The following is a 13,036-nucleotide window of genomic DNA, read 5'->3' as shown; positions in this document are numbered from 1 at the left end:
GGCACGGTAGGTCAGACTGAACGCGATCAGTCCCCTCTCCTTGGGGAGAGGGTTAGGGTGAGGGGGAATCCTGAGTCTGATCCCGATTGTGCGAACACCGCAAAACCTTTCCCTCACCCCAGCCCTCTCCCAGAGGGAGAGGGAGCTAAAAGCAATCAATCGAGCAACGAAATCGCCGTCGGCGCGTCATTGCCGACCAGTGCCAGGTCTTCGAACTCGTTGACCGCGTTGATCTCGGTGCCCATGGAGATGTTGGTCACACGCTCCAGAATGATCTCGACGATCACCGGCACCTTGAACTCTTCGATCATCTGTTCGGCCCTGCGCAGGGCAGGGGCGATTTCCGACGGTTCGAACACACGCAGCGCCTTGCAGCCGAGGCCTTCGGCGACTGCGATGTGGTCAACCCCGTAACCGTTGAGTTCCGGCGCATTCAGGTTATCGAAGGACAGCTGCACGCAGTAGTCCATTTCGAACCCGCGCTGCGCCTGACGGATCAGGCCCAGGTACGAGTTGTTCACCACGACGTGGATGTACGGCAGTTTGAACTGAGCGCCGACCGCCAGTTCTTCGATCATGAACTGGAAATCATAGTCCCCCGACAGGGCCACGACTTTGCGGTTCGGATCGGCCTTCACCACGCCCAGCGCCGCCGGAATCGTCCAGCCCAACGGGCCGGCCTGGCCGCAGTTGATCCAGTGACGCGGCTTGTAGACGTGCAGGAACTGCGCGCCGGCAATCTGCGACAGACCGATGGTGCTGACGTAGCAGGTGTCCTTGCCGAACACCTGGTTCATTTCTTCGTAAACGCGCTGCGGTTTGACCGGCACGTTGTCGAAGTGGGTCTTGCGATGCAGGCTGGCCTTGCGCTGCTGGCAATCCTGCAGCCAGGCGCTGCGGTTCTTCAGCTTGCCGGCGGCTTGCCATTCACGGGCGACTTCGATGAACACGGTCAGCGCTGCGGCGGCGTCGGAAACGATGCCCAGATCCGGGGTGAACACACGGCCGATCTGCGTGCCTTCGATGTCGACGTGAATGAACTTGCGGCCTTCGGTGTAGACATCCACCGAACCGGTGTGGCGGTTGGCCCAACGGTTACCGATGCCCAGCACCACGTCGGATTTGAGCATCGTCGCGTTGCCGTAACGGTGCGAGGTCTGCAGACCAACCATGCCGACCATCAGCGGGTGGTCGTCAGGGATGGTGCCCCAGCCCATCAGGGTCGGGATGACCGGGATGCCGGTCAGCTCGGCGAACTCGACTAGCAGGTCGCTGGCGTCGGCATTGATGATGCCGCCACCGGCTACCAGCAATGGACGCTCGGCCTGGTCCAGCAGAGCCAGAGCCTTCTCGACCTGCACGCGGGTCGCGGTCGGTTTGGCCAGTGGCAGCGGTTGGTAAGCATCGATGTCGAATTCGATCTCGGCCATCTGCACGTCGAACGGCAGATCGATCAGCACCGGGCCTGGACGGCCGGAGCGCATTTCATAAAAGGCTTTCTGGAACGCGTAAGGCACCTGGCCCGGTTCGAGAACGGTGGTTGCCCACTTGGTGACTGGCTTGACGATGCTGGTGATGTCGACAGCCTGGAAATCTTCCTTGTGCATCCGGGCGCGGGGTGCCTGGCCGGTAATGCAGAGGATTGGAATCGAGTCGGCCGAGGCGCTGTAGAGCCCGGTGACCATGTCGGTGCCGGCCGGGCCGGACGTGCCGATGCACACGCCGATGTTGCCGGCCTTGGTGCGGGTGTAGCCCTCGGCCATGTGCGAGGCGCCTTCAACGTGGCGAGCAAGGACGTGATCGATGCCACCGACCTTCTGCAAGGCGGAGTACAGCGGGTTGATCGCTGCGCCCGGGATGCCAAAAGCGGTATCAACCCCTTCGCGGCGCATCACCAGAACGGCGGCTTCGATTGCTCTCATTTTGCTCATGGTTTTGTGCCTCTTTACGTTTTGTAATTGTATACAAGTGGCTTTGCGCAGAGTGTATTCACGGCGGACGGCGCAGGTCAATCCATTTTCTCAAGCGCCTGTTTCATTCGTCGGAAGCCCGCTGTGCTGTGGCTTTTCGTCGCATGTGGCGCTTTTCGAGAATTATTGTATACAAAAAGATAATTCATTGTGTTCTATTTGTGTCATCGGACTGCGGCGCAAACGCGCAGTCCCACGACTTTCCCAATAACAAAATGAGGACGGCACCATGAGCGCTTTAACCTTGAAAGTCGCAGTCAACCTGGTCAGCGAAGCCATCAACGCAGGACGCGGCATCAACGCCGCGCCGCTGACCATCGCGGTGCTCGACACCGGCGGCCACCTGATCGCCCTGCAACGCGAAGACGGCGCCAGCCTGCTGCGCCCGAACATCGCCATCGGCAAAGCCTGGGGCGCCATCGCCTTGGGCAAAGGCTCACGCCTGCTCGCCCAGGACGCCCAACAACGCCCGGCGTTTTTTTCTTCGTTGAACAGCATGGGGCAGGGCAGCGTCGTCCCGGCACCTGGTGGCGTGCTGATTCGCAACCAGGCCGGTGAAGTGCTCGGCGCGATCGGGATCAGTGGGGATTTGTCGGATGTCGACGAGCAGGTGGCAATTAAAGCGGTAGAGGCGCTGGATTTGAGGGCGGATGGCGGGGTGACTGTTTGAATGTCAGTGTCTGAATAACCGCTTTCGCGAGCAGGCTCGCTCCCACATTGAGTTTGGGTTGGACACAAAATGTTCGAGTGTTCGAAAGCCCCTGTGGGAGCGAGCCTGCTCGCGAATAGGATCTGCGCTACACATCTTGCTAAAAGTCTGACGCTCCCCTTGCCATCGCCACGGCTAGCCTTCTCATGATCAACCTGTGAGAAGGCAACGGAATGCCGGATTTATCTGCTTCACATCGCTTGCGCATCGGACGCTATTCAGAACACAACCGCATTTACCTTCTGACCGCCAATACCGCCGGGAGAGAACCCGTATTCAGCGATTTCTTCCTTGGCAGAATGCTTGTAAGCCAATTCCGGGCAGCTGAGGAAACGGGATTGGCCAATTCTCTGGCTTGGGTCGTAATGCCAGATCATTTTCACTGGCTGATTGAATTGAAGAGTGGCTCGCTCGGCGAATTGATGCAGCGAACCAAATCCCTCAGCACCAAAGCGGTAAAGCTTTCGACCGGCCGAAAGACCAGCCTTTGGCAACCTGGCTTCCATGACCGTGCACTGCGTAAAGAGGAGAATCTGGTGAAGATGGCGCGGTATGTCATTGCCAACCCATTGCGGGCAGGGCTGGTCAAAAGCCTTGGCGACTATCCGTTGTGGGATTCGATCTGGTTATGAGTTGAGGTGTGCGGTGCGGCTATTCGCGAGCAGGCTCGCTCCCACAGGAGAATGCATTCCAAATGTGGGAGCGAGCCTGCTCGCGAAGCGGTTCCCCCGATCTCACTGATCCGGCTCACACCCCTTCAACACCAACCGGATAATCGTCTGCGCCGCCGCTTCATAATCGGCCTCATCCAGCTTGTCCTTCCCGGTCACTGCGGAAATCTGCCAGTCGAAGTCGGCGTAGGTCTGGGTCGCGGCCCAGATGCTGAACATCAGGTGGTTGGGGTCGATCGGGGCGATCTGGCCGCGGTCGATCCAGCTCTGGATGCAGGCGATGTTGTGCTTGGCCTGGGCGTTGAGCTGCTCGACCAGGTCGGCGCTCAGGTGCGGGGCGCCGTGCATGATTTCGCTGGCGAACACCTTGGAGGCGTGGGGCAGGTCGCGGGAGATGCGGATCTTCGAGCGGATGTAGCCGCTCAGCACCTCGCTCGGCACGCCGTCCGGGTTGAACGGGGTCGAGGCCTGCAGAATCGGCTCGATGATGCTTTCCAGCACCTCGCGATAGAGGTTTTCCTTGGATTTGAAGTAGTAGTAGACGTTGGGCTTGGGCAATCCCGCCTTGGCGGCGATGTCGCTGGTTTTGGTCGCCGCGAAGCCCTTGTCGGCAAACTCTTCGCTGGCGGCGCGCAGGATCAGTTCTTTGTTACGCTCGCGGATTGTGCTCATAAACCCGGTGGTTCCTTGCCTGTTCTGGCGGTGGCGCATGGTAGCACCGGCCTTGAGCGGCGCTCAACAATGCAGCCTGTGGCCGGCGGTCGCGTTATGCTTGGCAACATTCATACACAGAAGGAAACAGGATTCATGGCAGGAAGCAGTTTGCTGGTGCTGATCGATGACATCGCCACCGTTCTGGATGACGTTGCATTGATGACCAAGATGGCCGCGAAGAAGACCGCCGGGGTGCTCGGTGATGATCTGGCGCTCAATGCCCAGCAGGTTTCGGGCGTGCGCGCCGAGCGGGAAATTCCCGTGGTCTGGGCGGTGGCCAAGGGCTCGTTCGTCAACAAACTGATCCTTGTGCCGTCGGCATTGGCGATCAGCGCTTTCGTACCGTGGCTGGTGACACCACTGTTGATGGTCGGCGGCGCGTACCTGTGCTTCGAGGGTTTCGAGAAGCTCGCGCACAAATTTCTGCACAGCAAAGAGGAAGACGAGGCAGAACACGCACAGTTGACCGAAGCAGTGGCCGATCCGGCGACCGATCTGGTGGCGTTCGAGAAGGACAAGATCAAAGGCGCAATCCGCACTGACTTCATTCTCTCGGCAGAAATCATTGCGATCACCCTCGGCACCGTGGCAGATGCCTCGCTGACTCAGCAAGTGGTGGTCATGTCCGGCATAGCCATTGTCATGACCGTGGGCGTTTACGGTTTGGTGGCGGGCATCGTCAAGCTCGACGATCTGGGGCTGTGGCTGACACAGAAGCCCGGGCAGATGGCGAAAAGGATCGGCGGCGGCATTCTCAGCGCCGCGCCGTACATGATGAAAACCCTGTCGGTGGTCGGCACGGCGGCGATGTTCCTGGTCGGCGGCGGCATCCTGACCCATGGCGTGCCGGTGCTGCATCACTGGATTGAAGGCGTCGGCGCAGCGGCAGGGAGCGCCGGGTTCGCCGTGCCGATGCTGCTCAATGGTGTCGCGGGGATTATTGCCGGCGCAGCGGTGTTGGCGGTGGTTTCGGTCGTAGGCAAGCTCTGGAAAGCGCTGAAGGGTTAATCAGCAACACATAACAAATGTGGGAGCGAGCCTGCTCGCGAATGCGGTAGCCCAGTCAATATTGATAGAGACTGGTACTCCGCGTTCGCGAGCAGGCTCGCTCCCACAGTGTTTTCCGGCAGCCGATTTACTCGGCGATCTGCAACTTGCGCGCTTCGGTATACACGTACCGCACTTTCTCGTACTCGAACGGCGAGTTCATCTGACCATAGCGGAAGCTGGTCTGGTAGCGCTTGTCGATCGCACGCAAAGCCCAGACTTCCGGGTGGTTGGAGCTGACTTCGGCGACGTTGAGGAAGTTGATCGCAGTGTCGGCGGTGTAATCCACGGCCAGGCCTGCGGTGTCGCGGATGTTCGACGGGCCGAAGATCGGCAGTACGAAGTAGGCGCCGCCCGGTACGCCGTAGAAGCCCAGAGTCTGACCGAAGTCTTCGTTCTGGCGTGGCAGGCCCATGGCGGTGGCCGGGTCCCACAGGCCGGCGATGCCGATGGTGGTGTTGAGCAGCAGGCGCGCGGTGGTTTCCATCGAGCGCTGGCCCTTGAACTGCAACAGGCTGTTGACCAGGTTCGGCACGTCACCAATGTTGTTGAAGAAGTTGCTCACCCCGGTACGCACGAAGCTTGGGGTGATGTAGCGATAGCCATCGACTACCGGCAGGAACACCCACTGGTCGAAGCGATAGTTGAAGTGGTAGACCCGGCGGTTCCACGATTCCAGCGGGTCATAGACGTTCAACGCGTTGAGCGTCGAACGTTCGAACTCGCGCTGGTCCAGGCCCGGGTTGAACTTGAGTTTGGTCAGCGGTTCCTTGAAGCCGTCGCTGTCGACCACTACCGGGGCATCGGCTTTACTGTTGTCGGCCTGGGCCACGCCTGCACAGAGGAACGCTGCAATCAGCAGGAGATATTTAGCCACGGAAGAACTCCAGCATGGCGTCGCTGTTGACGCGGTAGTTAAGGTTGCCGCAGTGGCCACCCAGTGGATAAACGGTCAGGCGATCACCGAAGGTTTTACGCAGGAAGCCCAGGTCGCCAGGGCCGAGGATGACGTCGTCGGCGTTGTGCATGACGGCGATTTTCGGGCTGTCGTGCAGGTAATCCTTGAGCGCATACAGGCTGACCTGATCGATCAGTTGCAGCAGGCTGCCGCCATCAGTGCGCGCGCGCCACATCGGAATAACCTGCTCGGTGATGTAGCAGTCGAAATCGCATTGCAGCGCACGCTTGAGGAACGGCGTGAGGCTGGTGCCTTCGGTGATCGGGAATTTCGGCGGGGTAATCAGACCGCGACGGTTGACCAGGTCCGAGGTGTAGGCAATGTCCGCTGCCGAGAAGCGGAACGACGTGCCAATCAGCATGGCCATCTGTTCGTTGGTCAGGTGCTGCTTGGACTGCTGGAAGTCATACAGCAGCGCATCGTTGAGGTCGATGTAGCCTTTCTGCTGGAAGTAGCGGGTCAGCTTGCTCAGTACCAGTTCATAGAAGGTGGTGCTGTTGTTGATGCCCTTGACTTCGGTTTGTACCAGCTTGTCGAGGTTGGTCACCGAGGTATAGAGGTTCACCGGCGGGTTCAGCAACAGGACTTTCTTGAAATTGAAACTGCGGCGGGTCTCGTCCAGATGCGCGACGAACGCGGCATCAAGGGCGCCGAGGCTGTAACCGGTCAGGTAGTACTCGGTGACCGGCAGTTTCGGGTTTTGCGCCCGCACGGCCTGCATCACCCGATACATGTCTTCGGCATCTTCCTTGGTCACGCCCGGGGTGGCGAAACGCGAGGCGGCGCTGATGAAGTCGAAGCTGGTCGGCGACGACAGTTGCACGACATGGTAGCCGGCCTTGTAGTAAAGCTTTTTCAGGTATTCGTTGAGCGTGCTGTCAAAGCGCGCACCGGTGCCGGCGATCAGGAAGATCAGCGGCGCCGGTTTGTCCTGCGTGGCGATGCGGTAAGTGAGCTTCTTCACTGCCCAGAAATTGTCCGGCAGCTGGAATTCACGCTCCGGGCGCAGGGTGAGGCTGCGGTCCGTTTGATTGATGTCGTCGTCCAGCGGCAGCTCCGGACGCAGGTCCGGTGGTGTCGTGGCGATCGTCGCCTCGAACGGGTTGGTCAGCGGGTAGCCATAGCTGGCGGCGTCGATATCCACCGCCAGCGCGGACGCACTCAAGATAAGGCCGCTGAACAGCGCGGCGAAGCGCAAGGAACGGAGCATGACTAGATCCCTTAGAGGAAGGTGCCGATTGAAGTTCGCAGGCTATGACCACCGGCCGTGCGCCAAAGTGCCATGCTGCGGCACCAAACAGGCGGAATTCGGGGTAATAGTAGCTGGACGATACACGTTGCAAGGGCTCGCTGAACAGTTAACAGTTGTTAGTGCTTGCGAATGCCGGTCGGCAGATTAAGCTGGCCGCCGATTTCCGCAGATTGGAGTGCTCCATGTCCCGCCGCTTGCCCGTGATTGCGCTGCTCGTTTTGTTGCCGCTGTGGCTGGCCGCCAGCTATGCCGCGCGCTATGGCTTCATGGAAGACGGGCAGTGGGTCGGCATCTGTGTCGACGAGGCCAGTCGTTGGGAATGTGTGGTGCGTGCGAATCTGGGGCTGATGATTCATTTCAAGGTGTTGGGCTGGGCGGCGGTGGGCACGGCGGCATTGGCGTTTGTCGTGCCGGGACGGGCAGGGTGGTGGCTGGCGGTGCTGGCGCTGATGTTCGGCCTGCCGGCGCTGGCGTTGTACAACACGACGTTGGCGGTGTTTGCGGTGGTGATAGCCGGGTTGCGCCTGGTCCGCGAGTCCCGCAGCGCCTGACAGTCAGTCATCGCGGGCAAGCCCGCTCCCACAGGGGATTTGTGAACGCCACAGATCCAATGTGGGAGCGAGCCTGCTCGCGAAGAGGCCTGAACCGCTCTGATGATCAGAGGTTGCGAACCCGCAGGCAGCGCCACAACGCCACCACCATCAATCCACTCACCAACGCCCAGCCCCAGGCCTGCTGATTCAACATCCCTTCCTGATACAACTGCGGTGCAATCCCCGCACCGACGATAAAGGTCAGCAGAGCAATCTCCCGGCGCGGCACGCTTACCGGGCGGCACAGGTAGACCAACGCCGGCAGCACGAACGCCATGCTGGCGAAACTGCGATAACGCGGATCGAAGACCATCTCCAGCATCATCACCGCTGCGGCAAAACCGGCGGCTGCGACCAGCCAGCCGGCGCGACGCTCAAGGAAATCGAACGCGCGCGAACGCCAACCGCTGCGTGCACTCAACGTCAGCGCGGCATGCGCGAGCACCAGCAAATTCAACCCGGTGAGCAAACCGACCCACAGCCATTCACCGGCAAAGCGCGTGGTCAGCCGCGCCAGATCGGCCCAGGCGCCAATCGAGCAAGCAGCGACGGCGCCCAGCAGTGGCAGGACAAGCGCCGAACGTGTGCTGCGCACGCGTCCACCAAGAATCAGCGTGCCGAGGAAGATCAAGCCACCGACTGCCAGCCACTCCTTCCAGTACGGCACATTGCTCACCGGCCCGGCGAGTACGCCCTTATCCTGCCGATCGGCATCGAACAGCCCCCAATAGCCGCCGACCGCGCCTTCGCTGCCGCGTTTCCACGGTTGATCGAAGGCTTCGATCAGGTTGTAGCGCCAGCCTTCCTGCTCGGCCATCGCCACGAAACCACGAATGAATTTCGCCTCGTTGACCCGGCTCGGCACGGCGGTTTCGCGCTGGCGGCCTTCGCTCGGCCAGCCGGTTTCGCCGATCATCACGTCCTTGGGCGCAAATTTGTGGCCGAACACCTGACGCACATCCGCCACATGCCGCAGCGCCACGTCGATGTTCGACGGATCGTCTTCCCAGTACGGCAGCAAGTGAATGGTCAGAAAGTCCACGGCCGGGGCGATTTCCGGATGCTTGAGCCAGAATTCCCAGACGTCGGCGTAGGTCACCGGTTGCTTGACCTGGCTTTTGACCTTGTTGATCAGCCGCGCCAGTTGCGCGCCAGTGACCTCTTTGCGCAGCAGCGCTTCGTTGCCGACAATTACGGCTGTGACCACGTCGGGGTTGGCATTGGCCGATTTGATCAGCAGCTCGACTTCCTGCTCGGTATCGACCGGGTTGCTATTGACCCAGGCGCCGATCATCAACTTCAGACCGTGCTTGCGCGCCAGATCGGGCAGGGCGTCGAGGCCGGTCATCGAGTAGGTGCGGATACACTCGAAGCGCGTCGCCAGCAGTGCAAGGTCGGCGTCCATGCGCTCGGGGCGTAATTTGAACGGCACGTCGAACGGCGATTGGTCTTTGTCGAACGGTGTGTAGGAGGCGCATTGCAACTTGTGCGTCGGCGTCGCGGCGTCCGGCAGGATCACCGGTTGGCCGAGGCCATACCAGAAACCGCCAAGGGCCAGGAGCCCGAGCAGGCAAGCGAACAGATAAGGCAGAAAAGGAAATCGGGACGTTGCGGACATGGTCAGGCCGAGTGGCTGCAAAGCGACGCATGTTACCTGCATTTATAGAAGGGCAGGTGGCTCGCAGGCGTTGTACATGCAAAGTTCGGGCGGATTGTCTGGCGTCAATTAATCTCGCTTGATTAATGGCTTTCTGATGTCGTTTCTCGCTGCCTTGAGGTCGCTGACAGAGCAGGTCGCCTGCCGCTTGAGGTTGATGATCAAGCCATCAGTACCCTTTTTGAAAAATCGGCTGATGTTCGGTGTGTGAGGTCCGGCGTGATGGGGGCGCTGTGCACCATAACAATACGTTGACGATGCCCGGCATCCGTCGGGCGCAGCATTTCGGGGAAGTAAACGATGAAGATGCGACGACTTTTAGGCGCAGGTGCCGCTCTGGCGCTTGCGATGAGTTCCACTTTCGCCAACGCTGAAAAACAGACCCTGAACATCGGTTACGTTGACGGCTGGTCCGACAGCGTCGCGACCACTCACGTGGCGGCCGAAGTGATCAAACAGAAACTCGGTTATGACGTGAAGCTGCAGGCCGTCGCCACCGGGATCATGTGGCAGGGCGTGGCCACCGGCAAACTCGATGCGATGCTCTCGGCCTGGCTGCCCGTGACCCACGGTGACTACTGGACGAAAAACAAGGATCAGGTCGTCGATTACGGCCCGAACTTCAAGGACGCGAAAATCGGCCTGATCGTGCCGGAGTACGTCAAAGCCAAATCGATCGAAGACCTGAAAACCGACGACACTTTCAAAAACCGCATTGTCGGCATCGACGCCGGTTCAGGCGTGATGCTCAAGACCGATCAGGCGATCAAGGATTACGGTCTGGACAAGTACAGCCTCAAGGCCAGTTCCGGCGCCGGCATGATTGCCGAGTTGACCCGCGCCGAGAAGAAGAACGAATCCATCGCTGTCACCGGTTGGGTGCCGCACTGGATGTTCGCCAAGTGGAAGCTGCGCTTCCTCGACGACCCGAAAGGTGTGTATGGCCAGGCTGAAACCGTGAACAGCATCGGCAGCAAAGGCCTGGACGCCAAGGCGCCGGAAGTGGCCAAGTTCCTGAAAAACTTCCAGTGGGCGTCGAAAGACGAAATCGGCGAAGTCATGCTGGCGATTCAGGACGGTGCCAAGCCTGATGCAGCGGCCAAGGACTGGGTGGCCAAACACCCGGATCGTGTAGCTGACTGGACCAAATAATCTAAACACCGCCACACCCCCGTGGGAGCGAGCCTGCTCGCGAATGCAATCTGTCAGTTGATGCGATATCGACCGATAGGACGCCTTCGCGAGCAGGCTCGCTCCCACAGTTTTTTTCTGAGTACCGGAAAATGGCCAAAACATCATGGCCATCTACTACTAAGGTCGTCTGGAACCTCTCTCGCAGCCGCATACATTAGCTACGTTCCAACAATAATCTGTGCTGCGAGGATAAAAACAATGAACGACAGCATTTACCTCTCGATTCAAAACAGTCCCCGATTCAAGGAGCTGGTTCAGAAAAGGGAACGATTCGCCTGGATTCTCTCGGCAATCATGCTTGGGCTGTACTCCGCATTCATCCTGCTGATCGCATACGGGCCGCACGTGCTCGGGGCGAAACTCAGTCCTGAATCCTCGATCACCTGGGGCATCCCGATCGGTGTCGGCCTGATCATCTCAGCCTTCGTCCTGACCGGCATCTACGTGCGCCGCGCCAATGGCGAGTTCGACGACCTGAACAATGCGATTCTCAAGGAGGCTCAGCAATGATCCGGCGTCTACTGGCTCTATTGAGTGTTGCGGCTTTCGCGCCGAGTGTCTGGGCGGCTGACGCGTTGACGGGGGAGGTGGCCAAACAGCCGCTGAACATCCCGGCGATCCTGATGTTCGTGGCCTTCGTCGGCGCGACGTTGTACATCACCTACTGGGCTTCGAAGAAAAATAATTCGGCCGCCGATTATTATGCGGCGGGCGGCAAGATCACCGGTTTCCAGAACGGCCTGGCGATCGCTGGCGACTACATGTCGGCGGCGTCCTTCCTGGGTATTTCCGCGCTGGTGTTCACCTCCGGCTACGACGGCCTGATCTACTCAATCGGCTTCCTCGTGGGCTGGCCGATCATTCTGTTCCTGATCGCCGAGCGCCTGCGCAACCTGGGTAAATACACCTTTGCCGACGTGGCGTCCTACCGCCTCGGGCAAACCCAGATTCGCACCCTGTCCGCCTGCGGTTCGCTGGTGGTGGTGGCGTTCTACCTGATCGCGCAAATGGTCGGTGCCGGCAAGCTGATCCAGCTGCTGTTCGGCCTCGATTACCACGTTGCGGTAATCCTGGTGGGCGTGCTGATGTGCATGTACGTGCTGTTCGGCGGCATGCTCGCGACCACTTGGGTGCAGATCATCAAAGCAGTGTTGCTGCTGTCCGGTGCCTCGTTCATGGCGCTGATGGTGATGAAGCACGTGGGCTTTGACTTCAACACGCTGTTCTCCGAAGCGATCAAGGTTCACGCCAAGGGCGAAGCGATCATGAGCCCTGGCGGTCTGGTCAAGGATCCGATCTCGGCATTCTCGCTGGGTCTGGCGCTGATGTTCGGCACCGCTGGCCTGCCACACATTCTGATGCGCTTCTTCACCGTGAGTGACGCAAAAGAAGCTCGCAAGAGCGTGCTGTACGCAACCGGCTTCATTGGCTACTTCTACATCCTGACCTTCATCATCGGCTTCGGCGCGATCCTGCTGGTCAGCACCAATCCGGCCTTCAAAGATGCAGCGGGCGCCTTGCTCGGCGGCAACAACATGGCGGCGGTGCACCTGGCCAACGCGGTGGGCGGCAGCATCTTCCTAGGCTTCATCTCGGCAGTGGCGTTCGCAACCATTCTGGCTGTGGTAGCCGGTCTGACGCTGGCGGGTGCTTCGGCGGTTTCTCACGACCTGTACGCCAGTGTGATCAAGAAGGGCAAAGCCAACGAGAAGGATGAGATTCGCGTGTCGAAGATCACCACTATCGCCCTGGCGGTGCTGGCGATTGGTCTGGGCATTCTGTTCGAAAGCCAGAACATTGCGTTCATGGTCGGCCTGGCGTTCTCGATTGCGGCGAGCTGCAACTTCCCGGTACTGCTGCTTTCGATGTACTGGAAGAAGCTGACCACTCGTGGCGCGATGATTGGTGGCTGGCTGGGTCTGGTCAGTGCTGTTGGCCTGATGATCCTCGGTCCGACCATCTGGGTGCAGATTCTGCATCACGAGAAGGCGATCTTCCCTTACGAGTATCCGGCGCTGTTCTCGATGATGATTGCGTTCATCGGGATCTGGTTCTTCTCGATTACTGACAAGTCGGCGGCTGCGGACAATGAGCGGGCGCTGTTCTTCCCGCAGTTTGTGCGTTCGCAGACCGGGTTGGGGGCGAGTGGGGCGGTTTCGCACTAAGAGATCAGATGTAAGCTGCAAGCTTCAAGAAAACGCCCTGGTTGAGAGATTGGGGCGTTTTTTTGTGGGTGGTTATCGGGTGGTTTTGGGTGTATATCCGTTGCTG

12 protein-coding genes are annotated in these 13,036 nt (G+C 59.6%); 7 read left to right on the top strand and 5 right to left on the bottom strand.

The features are described from left to right. Window positions 1-155: 155 nt before the first annotated feature. Window positions 156-1,931: a glyoxylate carboligase gene (gcl, locus tag ND528_RS04240; protein ID WP_130912775.1), complete on the bottom strand. Its 1,776-nt coding sequence runs from the start codon at window positions 1,929-1,931 to the stop codon at window positions 156-158. A 268-nt stretch (window positions 1,932-2,199) separates the two neighbouring features. Here gcl and ND528_RS04235 point away from each other — a divergent pair, with 268 nt between their 5' ends. Then, on the top strand, window positions 2,200-2,640 hold the full coding sequence (locus ND528_RS04235; protein WP_137215978.1) for a GlcG/HbpS family heme-binding protein: 441 nt from the start codon (window positions 2,200-2,202) through the stop codon (window positions 2,638-2,640). 212 nt (window positions 2,641-2,852) lie between these two features. After that, a complete protein-coding gene (locus tag ND528_RS04230) occupies window positions 2,853-3,311 on the top strand; it encodes an REP-associated tyrosine transposase (RefSeq protein ID WP_263469760.1) in 459 nt (152 codons plus the stop codon). A 102-nt stretch (window positions 3,312-3,413) separates the two neighbouring features. Here ND528_RS04230 and ND528_RS04225 read toward each other — a convergent pair whose 3' ends face one another. Then, window positions 3,414-4,022, bottom strand: a complete 609-nt coding sequence (locus tag ND528_RS04225; protein ID WP_016771023.1) for a TetR/AcrR family transcriptional regulator — start codon at window positions 4,020-4,022, stop codon at window positions 3,414-3,416. Window positions 4,023-4,157: 135 nt separating this feature from the next. Between ND528_RS04225 and ND528_RS04220 the strand changes: the two genes are divergently transcribed. After that, window positions 4,158-5,072 carry a DUF808 domain-containing protein gene (locus ND528_RS04220; RefSeq protein ID WP_263469759.1) on the top strand — a complete coding sequence of 305 codons (915 nt, stop codon included), beginning with the start codon at window positions 4,158-4,160 and terminating at the stop codon, window positions 5,070-5,072. Window positions 5,073-5,199: 127 nt separating this feature from the next. Here the strand turns inward: ND528_RS04220 and ND528_RS04215 are convergent, their stop codons facing one another. Then, window positions 5,200-5,988, bottom strand: coding sequence for an MlaA family lipoprotein (locus ND528_RS04215; protein ID WP_024012144.1), 789 nt, complete (start codon window positions 5,986-5,988; stop codon window positions 5,200-5,202). Then, window positions 5,981-7,279: a serine protein kinase PrkA gene (locus ND528_RS04210; RefSeq protein ID WP_016771020.1), complete on the bottom strand. Its 1,299-nt coding sequence runs from the start codon at window positions 7,277-7,279 to the stop codon at window positions 5,981-5,983. Before ND528_RS04210 ends, ND528_RS04215 begins: the two co-directional genes overlap by 8 nt. 224 nt (window positions 7,280-7,503) lie before the next feature. Here ND528_RS04210 and ND528_RS04205 point away from each other — a divergent pair, with 224 nt between their 5' ends. Beyond that, window positions 7,504-7,872 carry a hypothetical protein gene (locus tag ND528_RS04205; RefSeq protein WP_263469758.1) on the top strand — a complete coding sequence of 123 codons (369 nt, stop codon included), beginning with the start codon at window positions 7,504-7,506 and terminating at the stop codon, window positions 7,870-7,872. 106 nt (window positions 7,873-7,978) lie between these two features. Here the strand turns inward: ND528_RS04205 and ND528_RS04200 are convergent, their stop codons facing one another. Then, a complete protein-coding gene (locus tag ND528_RS04200; RefSeq protein WP_263469757.1) occupies window positions 7,979-9,574 on the bottom strand; it encodes a glycoside hydrolase family 17 protein in 1,596 nt (531 codons plus the stop codon). Between the two features lie 297 nt (window positions 9,575-9,871). Between ND528_RS04200 and ND528_RS04195 the strand changes: the two genes are divergently transcribed. From ND528_RS04195 to ND528_RS04185, 3 genes are all read left to right on the top strand, one after another. After that, window positions 9,872-10,723 carry a glycine betaine ABC transporter substrate-binding protein gene (locus ND528_RS04195; protein WP_041479599.1) on the top strand — a complete coding sequence of 284 codons (852 nt, stop codon included), beginning with the start codon at window positions 9,872-9,874 and terminating at the stop codon, window positions 10,721-10,723. 240 nt (window positions 10,724-10,963) lie between these two features. Then, on the top strand, window positions 10,964-11,275 hold the full coding sequence (locus ND528_RS04190) for a DUF485 domain-containing protein (protein WP_016771016.1): 312 nt from the start codon (window positions 10,964-10,966) through the stop codon (window positions 11,273-11,275). Then, a complete protein-coding gene (locus ND528_RS04185) occupies window positions 11,272-12,930 on the top strand; it encodes a cation acetate symporter (RefSeq protein ID WP_016771015.1) in 1,659 nt (552 codons plus the stop codon). The genes ND528_RS04190 and ND528_RS04185 overlap by 4 nt, the downstream gene beginning before the upstream one ends. Window positions 12,931-13,036: the final 106 nt, after the last annotated feature.

The sequence above is a fragment of the Pseudomonas mercuritolerans genome (genome assembly GCF_025706525.1).
Taxonomy (GTDB): domain Bacteria; phylum Pseudomonadota; class Gammaproteobacteria; order Pseudomonadales; family Pseudomonadaceae; genus Aquipseudomonas; species Aquipseudomonas mercuritolerans.
This window is presented reverse-complemented; position numbering and strand designations above follow the sequence as displayed.